The 24258-nt window shown below is 70.2% G+C and carries 20 protein-coding genes; 6 read left to right on the forward strand and 14 right to left on the reverse strand.

What is annotated here, in order from left to right; all coding sequences use genetic code 11:
* Positions 1-90: 90 nt before the first annotated feature.
* Complete coding sequence (locus tag FHX52_RS20190) at positions 91-1104, forward strand: YihY/virulence factor BrkB family protein (protein ID WP_141824166.1); 1014 nt, start codon at positions 91-93, stop codon at positions 1102-1104.
* On the opposite strand, the gene FHX52_RS20195 is transcribed toward FHX52_RS20190, so the two are convergent.
* Positions 1052-2710 (reverse strand): ABC-F family ATP-binding cassette domain-containing protein, encoded by a 1659-nt coding sequence (locus FHX52_RS20195; protein WP_141824167.1) that lies wholly within the window; start codon positions 2708-2710, stop codon positions 1052-1054. The genes FHX52_RS20190 and FHX52_RS20195 overlap by 53 nt on opposite strands.
* Positions 2711-2997: 287 nt before the next feature.
* Between FHX52_RS20195 and FHX52_RS20200 the strand changes: the two genes are divergently transcribed.
* Positions 2998-5334: a hypothetical protein gene (locus FHX52_RS20200; protein ID WP_141824168.1), complete on the forward strand. Its 2337-nt coding sequence runs from the start codon at positions 2998-3000 to the stop codon at positions 5332-5334.
* Between the two features lie 110 nt (positions 5335-5444).
* On the opposite strand, the gene FHX52_RS20205 is transcribed toward FHX52_RS20200, so the two are convergent.
* The 3 genes from FHX52_RS20205 to FHX52_RS20215 form a co-directional block, all read right to left on the reverse strand.
* Complete coding sequence (locus tag FHX52_RS20205) at positions 5445-6593, reverse strand: M14 family zinc carboxypeptidase (RefSeq protein WP_141824169.1); 1149 nt, start codon at positions 6591-6593, stop codon at positions 5445-5447.
* Positions 6594-6720: 127 nt separating this feature from the next.
* On the reverse strand, positions 6721-7437 hold the full coding sequence (locus FHX52_RS20210) for a response regulator (RefSeq protein ID WP_246070291.1): 717 nt from the start codon (positions 7435-7437) through the stop codon (positions 6721-6723).
* Complete coding sequence (locus FHX52_RS20215) at positions 7434-8729, reverse strand: sensor histidine kinase (protein WP_221630671.1); 1296 nt, start codon at positions 8727-8729, stop codon at positions 7434-7436. Before FHX52_RS20215 ends, FHX52_RS20210 begins: the two co-directional genes overlap by 4 nt.
* A 165-nt stretch (positions 8730-8894) precedes the next feature.
* Here FHX52_RS20215 and FHX52_RS20220 point away from each other — a divergent pair, with 165 nt between their 5' ends.
* Both FHX52_RS20220 and FHX52_RS20225 read left to right on the forward strand, forming a co-directional pair.
* Entirely contained in the window at positions 8895-9794 is a 900-nt protein-coding gene (locus FHX52_RS20220) for an ABC transporter ATP-binding protein (RefSeq protein WP_185747405.1), read from the forward strand.
* Positions 9791-10663, forward strand: a complete 873-nt coding sequence (locus tag FHX52_RS20225; RefSeq protein ID WP_141824172.1) for an ABC transporter permease — start codon at positions 9791-9793, stop codon at positions 10661-10663. The genes FHX52_RS20220 and FHX52_RS20225 overlap by 4 nt, the downstream gene beginning before the upstream one ends.
* 255 nt (positions 10664-10918) lie before the next feature.
* Here the strand turns inward: FHX52_RS20225 and FHX52_RS20230 are convergent, their stop codons facing one another.
* Entirely contained in the window at positions 10919-12532 is a 1614-nt protein-coding gene (locus FHX52_RS20230) for a catalase (RefSeq protein WP_246070292.1), read from the reverse strand.
* 68 nt (positions 12533-12600) lie between these two features.
* Here FHX52_RS20230 and FHX52_RS20235 point away from each other — a divergent pair, with 68 nt between their 5' ends.
* Positions 12601-13149 carry a hypothetical protein gene (locus FHX52_RS20235; RefSeq protein WP_141824173.1) on the forward strand — a complete coding sequence of 183 codons (549 nt, stop codon included), beginning with the start codon at positions 12601-12603 and terminating at the stop codon, positions 13147-13149.
* Positions 13150-13361: 212 nt separating this feature from the next.
* Positions 13362-14687 carry a serine--tRNA ligase gene (gene serS, locus FHX52_RS20240; RefSeq protein ID WP_141824174.1) on the forward strand — a complete coding sequence of 442 codons (1326 nt, stop codon included), beginning with the start codon at positions 13362-13364 and terminating at the stop codon, positions 14685-14687.
* A gap of 230 nt (positions 14688-14917) precedes the next feature.
* Here serS and FHX52_RS20245 read toward each other — a convergent pair whose 3' ends face one another.
* The 9 genes from FHX52_RS20245 to FHX52_RS20280 all read right to left on the reverse strand — a co-directional run bounded on the left by FHX52_RS20245 (position 14918) and on the right by FHX52_RS20280 (position 23744).
* Positions 14918-17539 (reverse strand): ATP-binding protein, encoded by a 2622-nt coding sequence (locus FHX52_RS20245; RefSeq protein ID WP_141824175.1) that lies wholly within the window; start codon positions 17537-17539, stop codon positions 14918-14920.
* A 211-nt stretch (positions 17540-17750) separates the two neighbouring features.
* Positions 17751-17897, reverse strand: a complete 147-nt coding sequence (locus FHX52_RS24000) for a hypothetical protein (RefSeq protein ID WP_185747406.1) — start codon at positions 17895-17897, stop codon at positions 17751-17753.
* 35 nt (positions 17898-17932) lie between these two features.
* Positions 17933-18217, reverse strand: a complete 285-nt coding sequence (locus FHX52_RS20250; RefSeq protein WP_141824176.1) for a DUF4242 domain-containing protein — start codon at positions 18215-18217, stop codon at positions 17933-17935.
* A gap of 297 nt (positions 18218-18514) precedes the next feature.
* Positions 18515-19561, reverse strand: coding sequence for a Gfo/Idh/MocA family protein (locus tag FHX52_RS20255; RefSeq protein ID WP_246070293.1), 1047 nt, complete (start codon positions 19559-19561; stop codon positions 18515-18517).
* Positions 19562-19598: 37 nt separating this feature from the next.
* On the reverse strand, positions 19599-20339 hold the full coding sequence (locus FHX52_RS20260; RefSeq protein ID WP_141824177.1) for a GntR family transcriptional regulator: 741 nt from the start codon (positions 20337-20339) through the stop codon (positions 19599-19601).
* A gap of 65 nt (positions 20340-20404) precedes the next feature.
* A complete protein-coding gene (locus tag FHX52_RS20265; protein WP_141824178.1) occupies positions 20405-20818 on the reverse strand; it encodes a universal stress protein in 414 nt (137 codons plus the stop codon).
* Between the two features lie 13 nt (positions 20819-20831).
* Complete coding sequence (locus tag FHX52_RS20270) at positions 20832-21647, reverse strand: ATP-binding cassette domain-containing protein (RefSeq protein ID WP_141824179.1); 816 nt, start codon at positions 21645-21647, stop codon at positions 20832-20834.
* A 1-nt stretch (position 21648) separates the two neighbouring features.
* Positions 21649-22719: an ABC transporter permease gene (locus FHX52_RS20275; protein WP_141824180.1), complete on the reverse strand. Its 1071-nt coding sequence runs from the start codon at positions 22717-22719 to the stop codon at positions 21649-21651.
* A gap of 71 nt (positions 22720-22790) precedes the next feature.
* Positions 22791-23744, reverse strand: a complete 954-nt coding sequence (locus FHX52_RS20280) for a substrate-binding domain-containing protein (protein WP_246070294.1) — start codon at positions 23742-23744, stop codon at positions 22791-22793.
* Positions 23745-24258: the final 514 nt, after the last annotated feature.

The raw sequence follows: 24258 nt of genomic DNA on the forward strand, positions 1-24258 counted from the left end.
ATCGGGCCGCGCCGGAAGGTGACGCACGCGGCATACGCCGATCCGCCGGAGTGCGCCCGAGAGCAGCGGCACCCGTGGGAGGCTCGATGCATGGGCACCCACCCCGTCGACGAGGGCGACGCGCACCCCGCGACGCCGCCGCACGGGTGGGCCGACCGCATCGACCACATGCGGGCGCGCGCCGAGGATGCTGCGGCACGCTACCGCGAGCTGGCCCGCCGCGACCCCGTCTACGCCCTGCCGATCGTCGCGCTCACGACGTATGTCGCGCGCCAGGGGATGCTGCTCGCCAGCGCGATCGCCTTCCGCACCTTCCTCTGGCTCATGCCCCTGGCGCTGCTCGCGGCCGGCCTGCTCACGGGCATCGGCCGCAGCTTCCCCTCCATGGCCGAGCGTGCCCAGAAGACCACAGGGGTCACGGCTGTCGCACGCCAGCAGATCGTCGCCGCACTCCAGGACGGTGGCCAGTCATGGTGGGTGGCCGTCGCCGTCGGCCTCGGCGGCTTCCTCTGGACCACGCGCACCCTGATGCGCAACCTCATCCAGGCGACCGCGCACATCTGGGACGCGCCCACCCCCCGCCAGTCGCAGCGTCACGTCATCATCTCGTCGCTCATCTTCGCCGGGGCCTGGATCATCCTGTTCTTCGCCTTCGGCCTCGCCTCGACCCTTGACATCCTCCCCGTCGGCATCGTGGCGACCTTCCTCACCCAGGTCACGCTGAGCACGGTCGTGTGGCTCCTGATCTCGCTGCGGCTGCCCGACCGGCGCGAGTCGTGGACCGACCTCCTCCCCGGGTCCGTCTTCTTCGGGCTCGGGCTCTCGGTCATGCAGCTCGTGGGCCGCTTCTACCTGCCGGCCCGCTTCGAGCACTCGTCACAGCTCTACGGCTCGCTCGGTGTCGCCGCTGTGATCCTCGTGTGGCTGCTCCTGCTCGGTCACCTGACGACGATCTCGGCCCTCGTCAACCGGGTCTGGTTCGACTACCGCGTCGACCGTGCGCAGCAGGAGGCCGCCGCGTCGAGCCCGTCGGCTGAGACGGACGAGAGCGTCACAGCACCTGCACCGTCACCTGCCCCCGGTCGACCGACCACACGTGGGTGAGCCGTATGCCGTCTCGCAGGTTCGCGTCGTGACTGACGACGAGCACCGTCCCCCCGAAGGCCGCCACGGCGGCCTCGAGCTGCTCGATTGCGGCGACGTCCAGGTGGTTGGTCGGCTCGTCGAGCACGAGCAGGTTTACCTCGCGGCCCTGGAAGAGGGCCATGAGCGCCCGGGTGCGCTCGCCCATCGACAGGCTGCGGGCCGGGCGGGCGACGTGCTCTGACCCGAGCCCGAACTTCGCGAGCAGGGTGCGCACCTCGGCGATCGGCCACTCGCGGCCGGTCCGGGGTGCTGCCCCGAGCTCGCGCCGCACGACATCGAGCACCGGGTCGTCCGAGTCGAGCAGGCGTCGGTGCTGGTCGACGACCCCGACCGAGACGCGGCTGCCCAGGGACTGACGCCCGGAGGTGAGGGGCAGCTCGCCGAGGAGGGCGGCGAGCAGCGTCGTCTTGCCGCTGCCGTTGTCTCCGACGACGGCGATGCGGTCACCCCGTCCGACGGCGAGCGTCACCGGCCCCAGCCGGAAGTCCGGCCGCTCGACGACGGCGTCGACGAGCGTCGCCACGACCTCGGACGAGGGCCGCCCCTCGGTGATCGTGTAGCGCAGCTGCCACTCCTTGCGCGGCGCGTCGACGGAGTCGAGCCGCTCGGCCGCACGCTCGAGGCGTGCGCCCTTGGCCGCCTGACGGTCGGCTCGCGCCTTGTGCTTCTCGCGGATGTGCTTGTCGGGCTCCTTGCCCATCGCGACGTTGCGCCGGCCCTTCGCCGCCCAGTCCTGGCGTCGCCGCGACTGGGCGAGCAGCGAGTCGCGCTCGGCGGCATACCCCTCGTAGGCCTCCCAGGCGTGGGCGCGGTCGAGCGCCCGCTGTGCGACGTAGTCGCTCCACCCGCCCGTGTAGTGGCCGATGCGCTGCTGGGTGAGGTCGAGCTCGATGACGCTCGTCGCGACCGCGTCGAGGAAGGCGCGGTCGTGGCTGGCGATGAGCACCGGGCCGTCGTGCGATCGCACGAAGTCGGCCATGAGCTCGAGGCCGCGCGCGTCGAGGTCGTTGGTCGGCTCGTCGAGGAGGAGCACGTCGTAGTGGCTGAGCAGCACGCTGACGAGGTTGGCACGAGCCGCCTGACCACCTGAAAGGGTGCCGAGCGGCCGGTCCCGGTCGACGACGAGGCCGACCCGCGCGGCCACCTCGGGCAGGCGCTCGTCGAGGTCGGCCGCACCGAGCGCGAGCCACCGCTCGAGGGCAGCGGCGTAGCAGTCGTCAGCACCCGGCATACCGGAAGCGATTGCGGCAGAAGCGGATTCGAGCTCGCGATCAGCCGCGTCGACGCCGGTGCGGCGGCGAGCATAGGCGAGGAGCGTCTCGGTGGGGTCGGGCAGCACCTGGGGCAGCCAGGCGACGGTGGCGTCGCGCGGGGCGAGCCGGATCGTGCCCGTCTCGGCCGCGAGGTCGCCGACGATGGTGCGCATCAACGTCGACTTGCCCGAGCCGTTGGGGCCGACGACGGCGGTGACGTCCCCGTCGGAGAGGGTCAGGTCGAGGCCGGTGAAGAGCGAGCGGGCGCCGAAGGCGACGCTGAGGTCGCTGACGCTGAGGGTGGAGGGCATGGATGTCCTGAGAGGTGTCGAAGCGGCAGGGGGCGACGGCTCAGGACTGGTCCACGTCACGCAGGCTAGGGCGGCGGCCGGTCTCGTCTCAACCGGTTTTCACACGAGTCCCCGCCCGCCCAGGTCCCCGACCCGCCGTGAGGAGGCGCGGATCGAGGGTTGACGAGTGGCAGAAGTGGGAGCAATGTCGGCCAAGCGGTGAAATGACCGGTGCGGGGTCGGATGTCCGGGAGGTCCGACAGTACGGCGTGACGGCGTGACCGCCCGACAGAGAGGGTCGTCAGAGCATGCCCACACCCCAGGAGGAGCAGGTCAACGCCAACCTCGACCTGCTCCTGTCGCAGTTCGAGAAGGAGCTCGCGAGCGACCCCGTCGCCCAGACCGAGCTGAGGACCAAGATCGAAAAGGTCCGCACCGACTATCAGACCGCTGCTGCCGACGCGAAGTCCTCGAAGTACAGCAAGGACGCGGGTGAGGCGATCGCCAAGGCGTTGCCGACCATCGTCAAGGGGGCGATGGCGGCGTCCGACGCCTTCAGGAAGGGCGACTACATCTCCGGTTCGGCGGCGCTGATGGACATCTGCGCCGGCATCATCCCGGTCCTCGCCAGCCTCGCCTCCGCAAGCGGCCCCGCGGGCGCCCTCGTCGGTGCCCTCTTCTCCGTCGTCGGCCAGATCCTCAGCTACTTCGCGCCGAAGCAGCCGTCGGTCACCGACAAGATCAAGGAGATGCTCGACCACGTCCAGAGCGAGAACGAGATCGAGCGGATCACGGCGTTCGGCTCGAGCGTCGCCGTCTACACCGACGGCCTCAACCGCAAGGCCGGCGGCGAGCACCGGATGAGCGACCCGGCGGCCGTCGCGGGCACAGTCGCGCTGACGTCGGGGTCGACGAGCGTGACCGGCACGGGCACGGCGTTCACGAGCGGGGTCCAGGCAGGCCAGTGGCTGACGTTCGACGCCGACGCCACTGGAACGACCTACAAGATCCTCTCCGTGCAGGGCGACACGGGCCTGACGCTGAGCACTCCCTATGCCGGGGCCACGCTCTCGTCGAGCACGGCCAAGGTGCGTTCGCGCACCGTCCTGCACCGCGGCATCCCGGAGATCCTCGCAATGCCCCTGACGACCGAGGCCGAGGCCGACGACTTCATCGTCGCGATGTATGCGTTGGGCTGGGGTCTCGAGACCAACCAGGCCAAGCTCGTCGTGCCGGTCTTCGAGCACAAGAAGGTGGCGGCCTACCTGACCCGGGTCGAGAACCAGCGCAAGGACGGCTGGCCCGAGGTGCTCGGGATCTGGTGCCGCACCTACGCCGACCTCCTCACGGCCAACACGATGCTCGGCTGTCTCGCCGACCCGGTAACCCTCGACCGGCTGCTGGCCGAGACCCGGGACGGCAACACGGCAAGCTCCCTCCCGAAGGAGCCGCGGCGCAAGTGCCACGAGGCCCTGATCCAGCTCAAGGCCCTCATGGAGGGTCTGCGCGAGTCCTGGGGCCCCGACAACGCCCAGGTCCTGTCGATGGTGCGCGCGCTTCGACCCGTCGCGAAGGAGCGCGGCACCTACGCGCGCCTCGACACCTGGACGGGCAGGCTCGTCCTCTACGTCGCCCGGGGCGACGGCACGAACGGCTCCCTGTCGTGGGACTACAAGAAGAACACGGCGTGGCTGCGCGCCCTGTCGGTCCATGTGCCGCGCTCGCAGCGCGACTCCTTCGCGCCGAGGTACGAGCTGCTCGCCCTCGCCGAGGGTGGGGACAGCATCCAGCGCCATGTCCTCGACGCAACGACCGGCAACATCTCCGACGGCACGACCGTCATCATCGTGCGAGACGGCCGCGGCGAGACGTTCACCGACCTGTCCGCCATGGCGTTCAACGAGGGCACGATCGGGATGGAGGTGGGGGTGAGCCCGCAGACGCTCGTCTCGTTGTCCGTCGAGGAGTCCGGGCCGGCGCAGTACCTCAACTACTACACCGTCGACAAGGACGGGAAGGGCGTGCGCGTCGACACCGAGCCGCGCCTCGCCGGTGCCACGACGGTGCGCTCGCTCTACCTCCCTGCGGCGCCGCTGCCGGGCGACCCGGATGCCCAGGCCCTGACGGACGCTGCTGCCGACCCTCCGGGCCCCGCCCTGACCGCCCAGAACACGCCGATCGCCTACGGCGGCGTCCGGGACCGCAACGTCCTGCACGTCGTGGCGTGGAACTCGTGGGCCGAGGTGGACGGACCACAGAACTGGCGCACCTACACCGGGGTGGCCCTCGACCCCTACTACGTCTGGGTCTTCGGCAAGGGAGGCATCGCCTGCGCGACCCATGCGTCGATGATCAGGTGCCGGCAGCAGAGGTCGCGCACTCCCGCGTGGATCTACCACGACTTCCCCGCCCCGTTCAAGACGCCCGAGGTCGAGTCGCTGTCGGTGTCCGCCGACGGCACGCTCGCCGTCAGCCTGCAGGGCGAGGTGCACACGGCCGACTACACCATCGACCGGGGCAAGAACCGGGTGCTGACGACGGAGTGGACGGCCCGCGGCGGTGGCGCCAGGCAGGTCGTCAAGCTGCCGGTGCCCTGCTGGCCGGTGCTCGAGAGCCTGCGCACCAACCTCGAGGCCACTCCCTAGCCCGCACCAGCCGGACGCCGCTGCTTCGACACCACTCCCGCTCGATGTATCTGCGCGGGCCATACCCCGCGCAGATACATCGAACCGAGGAGCGGGTCAGCGGTGGTGCGTCAGAGCGGCGGACGCGTCGGCCACGGGGTGACGACCACGTTGTTGTCGCTGAAGTAGCCCGTGTAGTCGACGTGCGGGATCTGCTCGTGCCAGATCATCCGGTCGGTGTTCCACACCGAGCCCGTGGCGAGCCCCTGCAGCAGCTCGCTCGCGCCGATGACGTTCTGGCGGATCGCCTTGCCCCGCGCCTTCTGCCCGATGCTGCCGGCGCTCGTGTTGCCCGAGGTCTCGAAGAAGACCATCGGGTGGGAGTGGCCGGTCGGGTTGAGCCCGTTCCAGTTGAGCCCGATCATGACGGCCGACGAGACGCCGCCCTTGATGTCGATCTCGTAGGTGCCGACCTGGTAGCGGTCGACCGACACGAAGCCGTAGCGCTGGAGCGAGCTGTAGACCAGCCCCTGCGCCTGCCGGGTCTGCCGGTCGTAGAGGCCGCCGAGCACCGTCGGCAGGGTCGGGCCGCTGGGTGCGAGCGAGATGCCGAGCGACATCGTGACGGCGTCTCCGGCGGCATCGGTCTTGAGGCCCTGGTGGTGGATGTCGAGACCGAACGCCGGCTTCACCCGCGTCCAGTAGGTGTACCAGGACACCGACTCCTTGGCCGCGAAGGCCGTCGGCGCCCAGTCGCGGTTGAGGTCTATGCGGCGCTCGGTGCCGTCCTGGAGCACGGTGTGACGGATGTTCAGCTCCGTGCCGTCGGGGTTGTACATCGGGATGACGTGGAGGGTGAGCGCCTCGCGGATCGCGCGGTAGCCGGCAGCACCGTTCGAGCCGACCGTCGAGAGCAGGGTGAGGAGGGTGTCGACACCGTAGGGCTCGTTGCCGTGGATGCGGCCCTGCAGCCAGACGTGCTTCGGCCCCGTGCCCACGGTCGCGACGTAGAGATCGCGCCCGGCCTCGGAGACACCGGGAGTGATGCTGAGCTCGCGCAGGGTCGTCACCTGCACACCGAAGCGTGAGCTGCGCTCGATGCGCCGCAGCTCACGGATCATGTCGGCGTAGCCGAGCGTGGCCTGGGTCGGCACGTCCGGCCCCGGGTCGGGGAAGGTGCCCGCTGCCGAGGCGGGTCGGCTGGCCAGCAGCGGCACGGCCGCGACGCCGGCGGCGAGCACGGCGCGTCTGGTCAGGGCTGAGCGGATGGATGGGTTCATGTGAGTTCTCCTGGCGTAGTCATACGTGTCGGAGATGTCGATCCTGCCAAGCCTTCAGCGTCGTCGCCCGTTGAGACGCAAGGAACTTGGGGCCAATAACTAATTGCCCTCTCGCCCGCTGCGGAGGTCAGCGGGGGGCGGCATCATGCACGACGATGGCGATCTGCACGCGGTTGTCGGAGCCCAGCTTGTCGAGGATCCGCGAGACGTGGGCCTTGACGGTCGGCACGGAGAGATAGAGCTCTCGGGAGATCTCGGCGTTCGACAGGCCTCGGCCCACGGCCAGGGCGACGTCGCGCTCGCGGTCGGTGAGATCGTCGAGCAGCCTCCGCGCGGCGGCGCGTCGCTCGTCGCCGGGGTTCGCGTCCCCGCCGGAGGCGACGTGGGCCATGAGCGTGGCGGTGACGCTCGGCGAGAGGATCGGCTGGCCGGCCGCGACGAGGCGCACGGCCTCGACGAGCCGGCTCGGCTCGGTGTCCTTGAGCAGGAAGCCGTGGGCCCCGGCGCGCAGCGCCTGGACCACCATGTCGTCGGCCTCGAAGGTCGTCAGCACGACGACCCGGAGCTCGACGTCGCGAGCGCTGCGGGCCGGCTCGGCGAGCAGCCGCCGCGTCGCCTCGAGCCCGTCACGGCGCGGCATCCGGATGTCCATGAGCACGACGTCCGGACGGTGCTGGGCCACCGCCACCTCCGCCTCGATGCCGTCGCCTGCCTCGGCGACGACGGCAAGGTCCGCCGCGCCACCGAGGATCATCCGCAGGCCCGCCCGCACGAGGGCGTCGTCGTCGACGAGCAGCACGCGCGTGGGCGGCGCGGCCCCGTCCGTCCTGCCCCCGTCGCTCACGACGCCCACGGTAGCCGCGCCGACACGAGGAAGTCGCCGCGCCGGTCGCGGCCGTAGGTCAGCTCGCCGCCACCGAGCACCGCTCGCTCGGTGAGCCCGATGAGCCCGAGGCCGGCCCCCGGAGGCGCGGGCTCGCTCTCGCCCCGAGGCGGTATGCCGTTGCGCACCGTCACGAGGACCGCGCGCCGCCCGTCGTGGTCGCGGCGCCCATGGTCGGCGTCGACATCGATGCGGACGAGGGCGCGAGCTCCGGGAGCGTGCTTGCGGGCGTTGGTCAGGCACTCCTGCACGATGCGGTAGGCGCTGCGCGAGACGGCGTCCGGAACCTCGGCCACGTCGCCGGAGCGCTCGAGGGCGACGAGGGCGCCCGCCGAAGTCGCCTCTGCCACAAGGATGTCGAGGTCGCGCAGGGTCGGCTGCGGCGGCTCCGGGAGCTGCCTGACGGCTTGGCGGTCGGCTGAGTCGGCACCAACCGCGCCAGCCGCACCTGTTCCGACACCACCGACCGCCCCGCTCTCGGGACCCGGCACGTCACGCAGCACCCCGAGCACCGCGCGCAGCTCGGTGAGCGCACGGTTGGCGCTGTCGCGCACGATCTCGGCCGTGTCGCGCACCTCCTGCGGCGACAGGTCGGTGCGGTAGGCGAGCGCGCCCGAGTGCATCGCGACGAGCGAGATCCGGTGGGCGAGGACGTCGTGCATCTCGCGCGCGATCCGGGCCCGCTCGCCGAGCTGCGCCTGCACGACCCGCATCGACTGCTCCCGCTCGGCCGTGAGGGCGCGCTCGTGCAGCGACGCGACGAAGGCCCGGCGTTCGCCGATCGCCCAGCCGATGGCGACGCTGACCGCGAAGCTGAGGACGCCGATGACGATGTTGGGCAGCGTCACCGCGACGCCCTCGGTCGGATAGACGAGGGCGTGCGAGATGCCGGCGAGCGTCCACGGCACGGCGACGATCGCGAGCTCGCGCCACCTCCGCCGGGTCGCGAGCGAGACCAGCGCGACCGCGGAGGCGCCGACGCTGACCGACGAGATGCCCGAGACGGCAGCGGTGATGACGGCGACGGCCAGCGGCCAGCGGCGCCGCCACAGCAGCAGCACCGTCGAGGCCACGCCGAGCGCGAGGTCGACGAGCAGCCAGTTCTTGCCGAAGGCCGGATCGGCTCCGCGGTAGTCGAGCTGCGCCTGCACCGCGGCCCAGACCGCGAGCCCGAAGACGAAGGCGACGAGCAGCCGCCACGTCTCGCCCCAGACGTGACCCCCGGAGGTGCGGGCGACGCGAGGGAGTGGCACCCGCCCAGCGTAGGCGCGGGACGGGCCCGGACGGCATACGCCGGAAGTCGGTGACTCAGGGTCGCGACCCCGACTGAGGTCAGGGTCGGGAGCGACCGAGGTAGGGGTCGGAATCAGGCTCATGACGGATGTGCGCGACCCCTGCCGGACGGGAGGGTGTCTCCCATGATCACTGTGGAGCGACTCACGAAGAGATACGGCCCGTTCACGGCCGTCGACGACGTCTCGTTCGAGGCGAAGGCCGGGCTCGTCACCGGCTTCCTCGGGCCCAACGGTGCCGGCAAGACGACCGCGATGCGGATCATGTCGGGCCTCACCCCCGCGACCTCCGGCACGGCGACCGTGCTCGGCAAGCCGTATGCCGCCCTGCCGAACCCGGGCCGCCACGTCGGGCTCCTGCTCGACGCCTCCGCGCAGCACGCAGGCCGCACGGGCCGCGAGGTGCTGACCCTCGGCGCCATTCTCATGGGCGTAGGCCGGCAGCGCGTCGACGAGATGGTCGACCTCGTCGGCCTCACCGAGAAGGAGGCGAACCGCCGGGTCCGCAACTACTCCCTCGGCATGCGCCAGCGGCTCGGCATCGCCCACGCCCTGCTCGGCGACCCCGAGGTGCTCATCCTCGACGAGCCGGCCAACGGCCTCGACCCGGCCGGCATCCGCTGGATGCGCGACCTGCTCCGCGGCTACGCGAACGAAGGCGGCACCGTGCTGCTCAGCTCGCACCTGCTCAACGAGATCGAGCGCGTCGCCGACGAGATCGTCGTCATCGGCCACGGCAAGATCGTCGCCCAGGGCACCAAGGACGAGCTGCTCGCCGGCGCCGGCACCTTCACCCGCTCGACCGACGACGACGCGCTCATGGCCGCCCTCGCGGGCGAGTCGATCGTCGCGCAGCGCACGGCAACCGGCGGCCTGCAGGTCGAGGCCGAGCCCATCGCCGTCGGCCGCGTCGCCGTGGCCCACCAGATCGTCCTGACCGAGCTGCGCGGTGGCGGCAGCCGGGGTCTCGAGGAGATGTTCCTCGACCTCACGGCCGACGCCGCCCGAGAGGAGGTGGCGGCATGACCACCGCACCGACCACGACCAGCACGACCACCCCTGCTGGAGGCGCGGCGCCCGTCGTGCTCTCGAAGTCCGCCGAGTCGGCCCTGCCGACCGTCGCCGCGGTGCCGAGCCGGATCGACGGCCCGCGCCCGACGACCGGGGTGCCCTTCGGCCGGCTCATCCACGTCGAGCTGCGCAAGATGCTCGACACCCGCGCCGGCCGCTGGCTGCTCATCGGCATCGGCGCGGTCATCGCCGTCGCGCTGACGATCATGTTCTTCAACGAGGGTGGCCAGCACTCCTTCGGGGAGTACCTCCAGGCCACGACGATGCCGATGGCCCTCATCCTGCCCGTCGTCGGCATCCTCGCCGTCACCTCGGAGTGGTCGCAGCGCACCGGGCTCGTGACGTTCGGTCTCGAGCCGCGCCGCGCCCGGGTCGGCTGGGCCAAGACCGTTGCGGCACTGCTCGTCGGCGTCGCGGCGTTCGCGACCTCGCTCGTGCTCGCGGGCATCGCCCACCAGGGCGCGGTCACCTTCCGCGGCATCACGCCCGACTGGACGATGGACGGGCTCGTGCTGCTCGGCGCCGGCGGCTACGTGCTGCTCGGCATCGCGCAGGGCCTCGGCTTCGGCATGCTCCTGAAGAACACTCCCGCCGCGATCGTGCTCTTCTACATCCTGCCGACCGCCTGGTCGATCCTCGGCTCGATGGTCTCGTGGCTGGGTGACGCAGCGGTCTGGCTCGACATGAACCAGACGATGCAGCCGCTCTTCGAGGGCTCGCTGACGGGTGCGCAGTGGGCGCACCTCGGCACCTCGGTCGCCGTGTGGGTCGTCCTGCCGCTGACCGTCGGCATGTGGCGCCTCACGCGCTCCGAGGTCAAGTAGCCCGACCGCTACCCCCCCAGGCCCCACCCCTTCTCTCCGTCGAGAGGCCAAAGTTCGTCGCGTCGCGCCGGTCGAGAGGCCAAAGTTCGTCGCCTCGCGCCGGTCGAGAGGCCACCGCGCCCGACAACGTTTGGCCTCTCGACCGGCCGAGAGCGGCACGGAGTGGCCTTTCGACGGTCCACAGACAGAGGTATGCCGTGTGCCCGACCGGGGCACACGGCATACCTCTGCGTGGTGCTGGGACGAAAACCCTTGTCAGTGAGCGGCGTTCGTGGCCGTCTCGACGATCGGCTCCGTGACGACCTTGGCGTCGTCGGCGTCGCCGCCAGGGTTGGCGCCCCCAAGCCCGGCGCGGACGAGCTCCTCGATCTGCTTGCCGGTCTCGGGGTCGACGCTCTTCCAGTAGTCGAAGGCCCGCTCGAGCACCGGGGACTTCACGCCGCCGAGGAGGTGGCCGGCGACCGTCTCGGTGAACATCTCGCGCTGCGCGTCGTCCCAGACCTCGCGCACCAGCGCACCCGCCTGGCTGAAGTCGTCGTCGTCCTCGCGCAGCGTGTAGGCCTGACGCACCATGGCGCCGTCGGTCTCCCAGCCCTCCTCGACCTCGCCGACGGTGTCGGCGTAGCCGCGGCCCTCGCTGTTGGGTGCGTAGACGGGAGCGTCACCGCGGTGGTCGTAGGCCATCGGCCCGTCCTGCGTGTAGGTGTTGACGTCGTCCACGCGAGGGCGGTTGACCGGCAGCTGGAGGTAGTTCGGCCCGATCCGGTAGCGGTGCGTGTCGCTGTAGGCGAAGACGCGCCCGAGCAGCATCTTGTCGGGCGAGAAGCCGATGCCCGGGACGACCGCCGACGGCTCGAAGGCCGCCTGCTCGATCTGCGCGAAGAAGTTGTCGGGGTTGCGGTTGAGCGTCATCGTGCCGACCGTGATGAGCGGGTAGTCGCTGTGCGGCCACACCTTCGTCAGGTCGAACGGGTTGAGGTGGTAGGTCTTCGCGTCCTCGTAGGGCATCGCCTGGATCGACAGCGTCCAGCGCGGGAAGTCGCCCGCCTCGATCGCGTCGAAGAGGTCGCGGCGGTGGTGGTCGGCGTCCTGCCCGGCGATGCGCTCCGCCTCGGCGCCGGTCAGGCCCTCGACGCCTTGGTTGGAGTGGAAGTGGTACTTGACCCAGTGCTTCTCGCCGGCCTCGTTGACCCAGAGGAAGGTGTGGCTGCCGTAGCCGTTCATGTGGCGGAACGTCTTCGGGATCCCGCGATCACCCATGAGATAGGTGACCTGGTGCGCGGACTCGGGGTTGAGGCTCCAGAAGTCCCACTGCATGTGGTTGTCGCGCAGACCCGACCCGCCGCGGCGCTTCTGGCTGCGGATGAAGTGCGGGAACTTCATCGTGTCGCGCACGAAGAAGACGGGCGTGTTGTTGCCGACGAGGTCGTAGTTGCCCTCGGTCGTGTAGAACTTCAGCGCGAAACCGCGCGGGTCACGCCACGTGTCGGGGCTGCCCTGCTCGCCGGCGACGGTCGAGAAGCGCGCGAGCATCTCGGTCGTGACGCCGGGCTGGAAGAGCGCCGCCTTGGTGTATGCCGTCACGTCCTCCGTCGTCCTAAACGTGCCGAAGGCGCCCGAGCCCTTTGCATGCACGTTGCGCTCGGGGATGCGCTCGCGGTTGAAGTGGGCCATCTGGTTGAGGAAGTGGTGATCGTGAAGAAGGATCGGGCCGTCGGGGCCGATCGTGAGCGAGTTGCGGTCGCTGGGTGCAGGGGCGCCCGTCTCGGTGTGGGAGCCGAGCTCGGCCTCCTTGCTCGGTGCCGTCTCGATGGACTCGCGTGACTCGCGTGACTCGCGTGACTCGCGTGACTGGGTGCTGCCGCTCATGTCTGCTCCGTTCGACGTCTGGAACTGGTGCCATACCCACTCGCACGGCGCGGACCTAGAGTCGGGGGATGAGGTGGGCGGGCGCGCAGGGCCGAGCCGCGGTGCTCGCTGCTCTGGTGCCGGGCCTGGTGTGCGTGGCCGCGGTCGCCGGGTGCACCAGCGGCGGGGCAGAGGCGGTGGCGCCCACGGGCGGGTTCTCGCCGGGACCGGCTCCGACCCCAGCGGTGTCGCTGACGCCGGTCGACCCCGGGCCGCCGCCCGTCGTGAAGGTGCCCGGTCCCGTGGCCGGGGAGGTGGCGCGGGTCGTCGTGTCGAAGGAGGGAGCGGGTAAGGCGTTCCGCAACGTGCCCGGGGTGCCGGTGGCGCAGGGGCGCACCTACGTCGTCGAGGTGGCCTGTGCCGCAAGTCGGCCCTCGGACGGCACGAGCTATGCGATCTACGATGCCGCGCCGGGCACGTGGGGGCACGGCGAGCCGCTTTACTCCCGGCCCTTCGCGTGCGACGGGTCGGTGCAGCGCACCGCGAACCTCGGCCTGCCGGCGGGTCGGGTCCAGATCGACGTCCGCGGGCTGCCCGCCGACGCCGTCACGGCATACGCCCTCATCCGCCCCGAGTAGTCGAGTGGCCGCGTGGTCCCACCTGCCCCACCCCGCGGGGCCCCCATTCCCGTCGAGTGGCCGCGTGGTCCCACGCGTCACGTGACGGGAGTGACGACGAGGCCACTCGAGGGTGGGCTGGTGTGACGACGGGGCCACTCGAGTTGAGCGGGCCGAGGTAGCGCCCGAGATCTCGGTCGTGGGGGTCGACGGGGCGCCGATAGGCTGGCCGCGTGATCGACATCAAGCTCGTGCGCGACGAACCCGACCGGGTCCGCGCCTCGCAACAGGCCCGTGGAGAGGACCCGGGGATCGTGGACGCGATCCTCGCTGCCGACGAGCGCCGACGGTCGTCCCTCGGCGACTTCGAGGCGCTGCGTGCCGAGCAGAAGACCGTGAGCAAGTCGGTCGGTGCCGCGATGGGCGCGTTCCAGAAGGCGAAGAAGGCCGGAGCGCCCGACGCCGAGCACCTCGAGAAGGTGGCGCACGAGGCCCGCACGCACGCGGCCACGCTGAGCGAGCAGGTCAAGTCGCTCGAGTCGGACGCCGACGAGGCCGGGGCTGAGCTCGAGCGCCTGTTGCGCCTGGTCGGCAACGTCATCATCGAGGGTGTGCCGGTCGGCGGCGAAGACGACTACGTCGTGCTCGAAACCGTCGGCACGGCAAGGGATTTCGCGGCTGAGGGGTTCGAGCCGCTCGACCACCTCGCCCTCGGCGAGAAGCTCGGCGCCATCGACATGGAGCGCGGCGCAAAGGTCGGCGGTGCGCGGTTTTACTACCTCACCGGTGTGGGAGCCCTGCTCGAGCTGGCGCTGCTCAACATGGCGATCGCCCAGGCGACGGCCGCCGGCTTCACGCCGATGATCACGCCGACACTGGCGCGCACCGAGATCATGGCCGGCGCCGGCTTCATCGACGCCCACGACGAGGAGGTCTACAAGCTCAAGGACGACGAGCTCTACCTCACCGGTACCTCGGAGGTCGCCCTCGCGGGCTTCCACTCGGACGAGATCATCGACCTCTCGGCAGGGCCCAAGCGGTATGCCGGGTGGTCGGCCTGCTATCGCCGCGAGGCGGGGTCGCACGGCAAGGACACCCGCGGCATCATCCGGGTGCACCAGTTCCACAAGGTCGAGATGTTCAGCTACTGCCGCATCGAGGACGCGGAGGCGGAGCACCAGCGTCTGCTCGGCTGGGAGCGCGAGATGCTTGCCAAGATCGAGGTGCCCTACCGCATCATCGACACCGCGGCGGGCGACCTCGGCGGCCCTGCGGCGCGCAAGTTCGACTGCGAGGCGTGGGTGCCGACGCAGGGCAAGTACCGCGAGCTCTCGTCGACGTCGAACTGCACAACGTACCAGGCGCGCCGGCTGAACACCCGCGAGCGCGACCCCAACGGCTCGGGCACGCGCGCCGTCGCGACGCTCAACGGCACGCTCGGCACGACGCGCTGGCTCGTCGCGATCCTCGAGAACCACCAGCAGGCAGACGGGTCGGTCGTCGTCCCCCAGGCCCTGCGCCCCTTCCTCGGGATGGACGTCCTCAAGCCCCTCGCCTGAGAGGCACTCGAAAGAGCACCCCGTCGGCCCCGCGCTCTCGCCGCTCACAATCGAAAGAGCAATCCGTGGGGCGGGCAGGGGCAACGCTCACAATCGAAAGAGCAATCCGTCGCCCTCGGCTTGCCCGCTCGGTGCGGCGGAAGGCGACGGACTGCTCTTTCGATTGGTGGGTGGCGGGCCGTGACTCGGGACCGAGCCGACGGGCTGCTCTTTCGATCGTGGCGTCTGGTTCAGGCCAGGCCGAGCTCGACGGCGTGGCGCACGACCTCGCGCCGAGTGCGCAGGCCGAGCTTGGTGAGGACGGCCGACACGTGGTGGTCGGCGGTCTTGGGTGAGATGAAGAGGCTCCGGGCCAGCTCGGCATTGGTCAGGCCCCGCGCCATCAGCCGCGCGACGTCGAGCTGCCGGTTGGTGAGGCCTGACGGGTTCGCGCGGGTGCTCGCGCGACGACCTCTCGCTGCGAGAGCAACACCCTTCTCGCGCAGGGCGGCTCGGCATCGCTCAGCCGAGACCGTGGCGCCGAGTGCCTCGAGGTCCTCAACCCCGGACCGTGCGGTGGCGGCGTCGCTGGAGTGGGCTGCCGACAGGGCGCTCTCGAACGGAGCTCCCGCGCTGGCCCACCACCGCGACGCCTCGTCGTGGCGCCCGTCGAGCTCGAGTCGGAAGGGCTCGGCGACGTCGAGCAGTGTGACATCGACCCCCCACCGGCCGGCTCCGATCCGGTCGAGCCAGACGGCCAGGTCGCCGACAGCCCACGTGACTCCCGGCAGCGCGCTCACCTGCAACAGAGTCGGCGCGACCTCGTGCAGCCTCGGGTCCTCGCGATCGAGCACCCATGCGAGCTCGGCGATGGCAGACAGCGCGGGAAGCCGTGCCAGCGGTTCGTCGAGCCGTGTCGCCAGCTCCCAAGCGGCGTCGAGGTGCAGGGTCGCCACGCCGATGTGGGGCGCGTCGCGCGTCGAGGAGCCAGCGGCGTCGCCCGCCGCGGAACCCTCCGAGTCGACGCCTCGAAGCGCGATGAGGCCGAGCACGAGGTGGGGCCACATCGACGCGAGGGGGGCACCACCGTCGAGCACCGTGCGAGCGTCCTCGGCCGCCGCGGCCCAGCGCGCCCGGTTCAGGTGCAGCCGGCCGCGCATCGCCGTCTGCCACTGGTTGCACAAGGGAACGTCCCGCTCGACGGTGATCGGGATCGATCGCGCCAGCACCCCTTCGGCCTCGCGGTAGCGGCGTTGCTCGATGTCGATGGCGGAGAGGTTGGAGTAGGCGGTGGTTCCCAGCTCGTCGAAGGAGAGCGACAACGCCGTCGTCGCGTGCTCGACGAGCAGCGCCCGCCCGTCGAGCGACCCCCGCAGCAGCGCGCTCGCTGCCGCGATGACGTCGCACCGCAGCCGCACCCGCTCGTCCCCCGTCTCGAGGGCCCGCTCACGCGCCGCTCGGATGCTCGTCGCGGCGCCCTCCTCGTCGTTGCGGCGGTAGGCGAGGTACGCCCGTGTCGCGCACGCCGAGGCGTATGCCGCGGTGCTCGGGTCGTCCGTCGCCAGCACCGCATGCCGCTCGGCTTCTGTGCGGCGGGCGAGGTAGTACTCGACCACCGCGCGGCGGTCATGGGCGGACGCGACTCCGTCGGCGTCGCCCACCTCGCCCCAGATGCGGATCGCCGCGGCGATGGAGGTGATCGCATCGGGGAGCCTGCTCACCATGTACTGCTCGTTGCTCAGCAGCTCGAGCACCCGGGCCCGATCGGACGGCGAGTCGTCGAGGTGCGCGAGCGCGAGTGCGAGGAAGGCCACGGACTCCGTGTGCGAGCCACTCGCCGCGGCCTCGGTGCCGGCCAGGACGGCATACCGGCTCGTGCGGACGCGGTCGTGAGCGGCGTGCGCGTGGTGGGTCAGCACCGCAAGGTCGCGCGAGCCCAGCCGCTCGAGCGCGTCGAGCACCCGGGCGTGCAGGGCGGGAGCGGTGCCGAGCGGGATCGCGTCGGCCACCGCGAGACGGGCGAGCTCGTGACGGTAGGCCAGGCCGCGGCGCGACCGGTCGAGCAGGCCCGTTCCCTCGATGCGTCGCAGCTGCTCCGGCTGGACGCCGAGGAGGGGGAGCAGCCGCTCGTCGATGCCATCCGGCGCGGTGGCCAGGATCTGGAGCACCTCGAGGTCGTCGTGCTGGACGGAGCTCGTGCTCGCCAGCACTGCGTCGCGCACCGAGGTGGGCAGGTCGACGTCGGCGTGGCGGGCGATCTCCGTGACATAGAAGGGGTTTCCGGCTGTCAGTCGGTGGACCCGGTGCGGGTCGAGCGACGTGCCGCGCAGGAGGGCGCCGACGGCACCGACCGAGAGCGGCGCGAGCTCTATCGTCGTCGCGTGCTCGAGGCGGGCGAGGTCACCGAGAAGCGGCCGCAGGGTGTGCCCGGGGCCGATGTCATCGGCGCGGTAGGTGAGCAGGAGCAGTGTCGGCAGGGCCTCCACCCGGCGGGCCAGGAAGCGCAGCACGTCGACCGACGCCTCGTCGATCCACTGAGCATCCTCGACGACGACCGTCGTGGGCTGCGTGCTGAGAGCGCTGACGAGGCGTGCCCCCACGTCGGCGACGAGGGGCGGCCCGTCACCGGGCAGGCGGGCGCCGAGCTCGGCGAGCACGTCACGGATGGGCCCCAGTGGGCGCGGCGTCGCAAGCGGGTCACAGAGGCCGCGTGCCACGCGAGGGGACTCAGGTCCGGAGATGACGGCGCGGAGCAGGGCCGTCTTGCCTGCACCGGGCTCGCCAGTGACGGCGACGACATGACCCTGGCGGCCCATCCCTCGCATGGCCCGGCGCAGCTGCGCGATCTGTGGGTCGCGCTCGACGATCTCCACCCCAGCAGCGTAGGAGCGCCGAGTGCGCCTGCCCAAAGGTTTCTCGCACCGAGCGAGTCAGCGGGGTGCCCGTCGGACTCACGAACGCCGGTCGCGTCCGCTGCGTATGCGGCCCGCGCGGCCGACGCTGAGGGTTTGTGGGTCTGACGAGGGAGGGCGAGGAGACTCCTCGCCCTCCCTGCGTCGCCCGGTCGTGCTGCTGCGGGCGCGGTCAGGCCGCGCGCCCCTCCCGACGCTGGCGCCGGACCGCGCTGGAGATCTGCCGCGCACCGCGGAGCCGGCCGGGATTGCGCCCCTCCACGTGCTCGCGACGCTGGTCCAGCTCGATCAACAGTGCGTGGATCCGGTTCTCGATCATTCGAGTTCCCCTGTCTCCGTGTGGATCTCGCCGCGTCAGGCGGCCAGCCGCCGCGCGGTCTCGGGGCCGAACTCCGCGACGACCTCGCTGAGGCGGGTGCACGGAAAGCCGCCTCGACGAGCGTGCTCGCGCACGGTCTCGGGGTCGTCGGTCTCGTGCACGCAGTAGATCTTGTCGCCGGCGACGAAGCTCTGGACCCACGTGTACGGCACGCCGAGGGAGGCCACGGCCTCGTTCGAGGTCCGGGTGAGCTCGTCGATCTGCTCCATCGACAGCTCGCTCGCGCCCGGCAGGTCCCGCTCGATGATGAATCGCTTCATGGTGCTGCTTCCTCTGGTGGTGGTCTGCGCCGGTGATCACCGGCGCCTTCACAGAGTCAGCCCGCGGGCGGGTTGGCCGAATCGGGAGCCACTCCCCATGTTCGAGCAGGCACCACCCCATGTTTCGGTGGCCATGTCACGTCCCGACCGGCGCGCGAGGCGTCCGGGTCCGCACCGGATGCTCGACGAGAACGGCCCCGACGGAGTGCTCTTTCGATTGGTGTGGAGGCCGCCCTGGGGACCGAGCCGACGGAGTGCTCTTTCGATTGGTCAGGGGGGCGGGGGAGTACTCGATGCTCAGGGGGCCGGGGAGTACTCGATGCCCAGCTGGCGGGCGACCTCGTCGAGGGCTGCCATGTTGGTGAGGACCGCGGATGCGGGGTGCAGCGGAGACTCGACCAGTCCCTCGCCGATGCACCTCGCTGCCTCGAGCGCGGAGTGGAAGAGCGCTCCGTGACCGATCGGCTCGGGGTCGGTCCAGCTGACCGAGCGTGACCCGTCGGCCGAGGTCACGACGACATCGCCCGGCATGAAGAACGGGCCGGGCAGGGTGAGCGTGGCCTCCGTGCCGGCGATGGTGGCCGACGTGGGAGTGCGCGCGAGCAGGGTCGAGTGCAGCACGCTGGTCGCGTCGCCGGCGTGGGTGAGGACCATGCCGGCCTGGCCGTTGACGCCCGTCGACGTCAGCGAGCCGGACGCCTGGATGCGTGTCGCCGGGCCCAGCACCCATGTTGCGAGCGTGGTGACGTAGGTGCCGAGGTCGAGCAGCGAGCCGCCGGCCATCGCCGGGTCCAGGATGCGGTGGGGTGGGTCGAAGTGCTCCCCATGGTCGGCGAGCACGGTGCTGACGTCGCCGAGCAGGCCGAGGTCGAGCACCTGCCGCACGACGTCGAAGCGTGGCAGGAAGAGCGACCACATCGCCTCCATGCAGAACACTCCCGCCGCTGCAGCAGCAGCCGAGATCTCCTGCGCCTCAACGGCATTGAGGCCCAGGGGCTTCTCGACGAGCACGTGCTTGCCCGCGTCGATCGCGAGCAGCGCACTCTCGCGGTGCAGGTGGTGCGGTGTCGCGACATAGACGATGTCGACGCCCGGGTCGGCGACGAGAGCTTCCGCCCGACGAACTGCTCTCTCGATTGAGTGGGCCGCGGCGAAGGCGTCGGCCGCGGCCTGGGTCCTCGACCCGACCGCCACGACACGCTGCGTCGTCGAGGTGTGCAGCGCGGCGACGAAGCGCGAGGCGATCCAGCCGGTGCCGAGCACGCCCCAGCGCAGACTCGGCGCGGAGTCAGAGGCGGGACGGCGCGGCGCTGGAAGGGTGTCGGGCAGTAAGCGGACTGGCACGGCATACCTCTCGGTGGGGGTGGCGGGCCCGTCCGACTCAGCGTTCGTCGAGCATGACCTCGATGGAGTAGTCCTGGGCGCGGTAGCAGTGGTCGCCGTACTCGACCGGCCCACCGACCGCGTCGAAGGCGGTGCGCGTCATCGTGAGCACGGGTTGCGACGGCGTGAGCGAGAGGTGCTTGCGCTCGGCCGCCGTGGGCGGGCGGGCGCCGATGCGCTGGTGGGCGACGACGGGCTTGCCCCCGCGGGCACGCAGGAGGGCGTAGAGCCCGTCGTGCTCGAGCTGCTCGCGGGTGAGGTCGGAGTAGGCAGGCGGGAGCCAGTTCTGCAGGATCGCGAGCGGCCTGTCACCGTCACGACGCAGCCGCACGAGACGCAGGAGTGGGGTGTCCGCCGGCAGACCCATCGCCGTCGACGCCACCTCGTCGGTGACGACCTCGTGCACGAGCACCTCGGTGTGGGGGTCGCCCGAGCCCGCGCGCCGCAGGTCGTCGTAGAGGCTCGTCAGTTCGGCCCTCCGGTGGATCTGCCGCCCTGCGACCCGGGTGCCGAGACCCCGGCGTCGCAGGAGCAGACCTTGCCCGACGAGCTCCTGGATCGCCCGCCGGACGGTCGGTCGGGAGAGCCCGAGCCGCTCCGCCATCGCGACCTCGTTCTCGAACGCGTCGCCCGGCTGGAGGTCGCCGCGCGCGATCGCCGCACTCAGCTGCTCGGCGAGCTGGTGGTAGAGCGGGACGGGCGTCTCCCGGTCGATCCGAACGTCAACGGGCAAGGACATGGCCGCAGACTAACGACTCGGCGCGGGAGTGAGACGACATTCTCATGTCAGCACACTCCCGCGCATCATCGTGGACTCTTGACGACGAGCACCGGCACGTCGGCATCGAGGATGATGTTCTGTGCGACGCTGCCGAGAAACGCCTTGCCCATCGGGGAGCGGCGGCGCGCCCCGATGACGAGGAGCTCGGGCTCGAGCTCCTTGACGGCCCCGAGCAACGCCTCCGACACCTGGGAGATCTCACTCCCCCCAGCAACGAGACGCACGTCGCACCGCAGGTCAGGCAGCGAGGTCGCTTTGAGGGCGGCCTCGACGGCATCGGAGATGCCGGCCTTGTTGGCCTCGGCGATGTCCTGGTCGAGCGACTCCACGACGTGGATGACCACGAGGTCGGTGCCGCGGTATGCCGCCTGGCGGGCTCCCTCGGCCAGCGCGAGTGCGCTCGAGCTGCGGGTGTGGTGGGCGACGGCGACGCTCATGACGCCACCCCCCTCACTTCTGCAGCTCGTGCGACAGCTCCGCCAGCTCGTCGCCACCGGCCATCTGGCGGGTCAGCTCGTCGAGCTCCACCTCGGAGCGCTTCTTGTCGAGCACCGCCTCGCCGAGCTTGAGGATGACGAAGTGGTTGCCGACGAGATAGGCGTGGTGCGGGTTGTGGGTGATGAAGACCACGCCGAGGCCGGCATCACGGGCGGCAGCCGTGTACTTGAGCACGACGCCCGACTGCTTGACGCCCAGGGCGGCCGTCGGCTCGTCGAGGATGAGCACGCGGGCGCCGAAGTAGACAGCCCTCGCGATCGCGACACACTGGCGCTGGCCGCCGGAGAGCGTGCCGATGGGCTGGTTGATGTCCTTGACGACGATGCCCATCTTGCGCAGCTCCTCGTCGGCGATGCGCTTCATCTCGCTGATCCTCATGGGTGACAAGGGCGCCTTGCTGCTGACCATCTCCGAGCCGAGGAAGAAGTTGCGCCACACTTCCATGAGGCTGACGACCGCGAGGTCCTGGTAGACCGTGGCGATGCCGTGCGAAAGAGACTCGCGTGGCGAGCTGAACGACACCTCCTTGCCGTCGACCTTCATCGTCCCTTCGTTGTGCGGGTGCAGGCCGGAGATGATCTTGATGAGCGTCGACTTGCCGGCGCCGTTGTCTCCGAGCACGCAGGTGACCTCCCCGGCGTTGACGGTCAGGTTGATGCCCTTGAGGGCCCGGATGGCGCCGTACGTCTTGCCGATGTTGGTCATCTGTACCAAGGGCTCCCCCTTGTACAGGGTGCTGTCGGCGTGCTCGGCGATCGTGTCGGTCATGTCAACCCACCTTTCGGGTGGTCGAGAGCTTCTTGACGTAGAGGTTGACCATCACGGCGAGCAGGAGCATGACGCCAAGGAAGGCCTTGAACCAGTTGGGGTCCCAGCCGGCGTAGACGATGCACAGGCTCGTCATGCCGAAGATGAAGGCGCCAATGGCGACTCCGATGGCGTTGCCGTAACCACCGGTGAGCAGCGTGCCACCCACGACCGCGGCGATGATGTAGAGGAACTCATTGCCCACGCCGTTGCCAGCCTGGATGGTGTTGTAGTTGTACAGGTAGTGCATGCCAGCGAACCAGCCGAGGAATGCCACGGTCATGAAGAGGCCGACCTTCACCCGGGTCACCGGCACACCGACCGCGCGAGCCGACGCGGCGTTGCCGCCGACGGCATAGATCCAGTTGCCGATCTTGGTGCGCTGCAGCACGTAAGCGGAGAGTGCGACGAACAGGAACCACCAGATGACCGTGATCGACAGCGTGATGGAGCCGATCCGCCATTCGTGGGCGAAGAGCCAGTTCAGCGAGTCGTAACCCGCCATCTGGTTGATGTTCGGGCTGGACACGGATCCGGTGACCAGCTTGGTCACGCCGAGGTTGGCGCCCTGCAGCACGAAGAAGGTGCCCAGTGTGATCAGGAAGCTCGGGATCCCGGTTCTCATAACCAGGTAGCCGTTGAGAAACCCGATGGACAGGCAGAGCACCAGTGACAGGATCGCGCCGACCCACAAGTTGATCCCGAGCTGGTAGCAGAACATCGCGTTGAACAGCCCGGCAGTGGTGACCAGAACGCCGGCCGAGAGGTCGAACTCCCCGCCGATCATGAGCATGCCGACCCCGACGGCGACGATGCCGATGGTCGAACTCTGGTAAAGGACGGTGAAGAACGAGGCGGGCGAGCGGAAGGCCGGGGCGACGATCAGGAAGAAAACGAAGATGACGATCGCCGCGACGAGGGCGCCGATCTCAGGGCGTGCCAGCAGCCGGTTGGTCCAGCCGAGGGTGACCCGGTTCGACGCCTCGCTGGGGGCCGGGGGAGATGGGTCGGTCTTGACGGAAGTGCTACTCATGACAGCTCCAGTGCTGTTTGGTGGGGGCCGGGCTGCCTGTCTGACACGACGGCCCGGCCCCCTGGAATCGGTTATCGAGTGTTGTTCTTGATGAACGGCATGACCTGGGCGATGTTCGTCTTGTCGACGAAGGAGGGGCCGGTCAGCACGGCCTGGCCGCCTCCCAGCACGTTGCCGTTCTTCTTGTACAGGTAGAGCTGGGTGATGGCCATGTAGCCCTGGAGGTAGGGCTGCTGGTCGATGAACCACTGGATCTTGCCGTCGCTGACCGCCTGGGCCGCATCCGGGTTGGTGTCGAAGGTGCCGATCTTCACGTCCGAACGTCCGGCGCCCTGAGCGGCCTTGATCGAGTCGAGGGCCTGGGGTGCACCGAGCGTGACGATCCAGTTGATCGACTTGTCCTCGGTCAGCTTGGCCTGGATGGCGGTGGTCACAGCCGCGTCATCGGCGCCGTTGACCTGAAGGTTCTCCGTGTTCGGGAACGAGTCCTTGACGCCCGCGCAGCGGTCTTCCAGGGCCACTGACCCCGACTGCTGGATGGTGCAGAGGATCTTGGTGGCGCCAGCTGCGGCGGCGCGCTTGCCGGCGGCCTGGCCGGCCAGCTTCTCATTGGAGGCGAAGTGCGTCAGCGCTCCGGCCTGCTCGAAGAAGTCGAGCCCCGAGTTGAACGTGTCCACGGGGATGCCGGCCGCGACGGCCTTCTTGATCGTGGGGATGAGCGCGTCCGGGGTGACCAGCGTCGTGGCGATGCCGTCGACCTTCGAGTCGATCGCGTTCTGGATGAGAACCGCCTGCTTGGCGGCATCCGGGTCAGCGGAGTACTTGAGCGTGGACCCGGTGTCCTTGGCGGCCTGGTTCGCGCCGGCCTTGATGCGGTCCCAGAAGGTGTCTCCGGGGGTCTCGTGGGTGATCATGGCGAAGGTGTAGCCAGAGTTGCCCCCGCCTCCACCGCCACCCGTGGACGTCGTGTTGGTGGCACCGCCACCACTGCAGGCGCCCAGGGCGAAGGCGGCCGCGGTGGCCACGGCGGCGGCGACAGTCAAACTCTTGCGAGTCCGAGTCGGAGTCATCGTTGATTCCTTTCGTTGCGTCGCGGTAACCGGTCGCCGGAGTGGCGCGACGTTCTGTGACGGTGGATCCGTCGATCAGGGGAGGTCCGACCGAGGTGGTCGGGGTGGCCCAAGGGCCCGTGTGAAGAGGTGCGGTGGCGCGTCCGGTGCGGACGGTGTGGGGCGAGATCGTTCGCCCGGGCGGGGACTGCGGCGAGCCCCGGACGTCGTGTGGTGACCGTTGCTCGCACTGGTGCCTCCGCCGCGGGCCGGCATCCTCCTCGGATGTCTGCCGTTGTGGCGTCGATGCCAGCGTTTGGAGAATGGACCCCGGAGACCGGTCCTGTCAAGACATTGATCAAACATCAGAATGTCCTAACATTTGCTTGACACGGCATGGGGTGAGGTTGGAGCATCGATGTCGTCAGGACGGCGTCGTCGCGAGGCGCACCGTCCATCCACAGCCGCGATTCACCCGAGGGTGCAGCGG

It is taken from the genome of Humibacillus xanthopallidus (assembly GCF_006717145.1).
Taxonomy (GTDB): Bacteria; Actinomycetota; Actinomycetes; order Actinomycetales; family Dermatophilaceae; genus Humibacillus; species Humibacillus xanthopallidus.